The organism is Dolichospermum sp. UHCC 0406, assembly GCF_009712025.1.
In the GTDB taxonomy this organism is placed as follows: domain Bacteria; phylum Cyanobacteriota; class Cyanobacteriia; order Cyanobacteriales; family Nostocaceae; genus Dolichospermum; species Dolichospermum lemmermannii.
In genome coordinates this window covers 1-358 of record NZ_VILA01000040.1, presented here as the reverse complement: position 1 = coordinate 358, position 358 = coordinate 1, and the positions used below count along the sequence as shown (strand labels likewise).

The 358-nt window shown below is 54.5% G+C and carries 1 rRNA gene; it reads right to left on the bottom strand.

What is annotated here, in order from left to right:
- Window positions 1-358: ribosomal RNA gene (locus FJR09_RS24220) — 16S ribosomal RNA — on the bottom strand; the annotation flags it as partial.

Genomic DNA, 358 nt, shown 5'->3' with positions numbered 1-358 from the left:
TTACGACTTCACCCCAGTCATCAGTCCTACCTTAGGCATCCCCCTCCAAAAGGTTGGGGTAACGACTTCGGGCGTGACCAACTTCCATGGTGTGACGGGCGGTGTGTACAAGGCCCGGGAACGAATTCACTGCAGTATGCTGACCTGCAATTACTAGCGATTCCTCCTTCACGAAGGCGAGTTGCAGCCTTCGATCTGAACTGAGCTCCGGTTTATGAGATTCGCATCACATCGCTGTGTAGCTGCCCTTTGTCCGGAGCATTGTAGTACGTGTGTAGCCCAAGACGTAAGGGGCATGCTGACTTGACGTCATCCCCACCTTCCTCCGGTTTGTCACCGGCAGTCTCTCTAGAGTGCC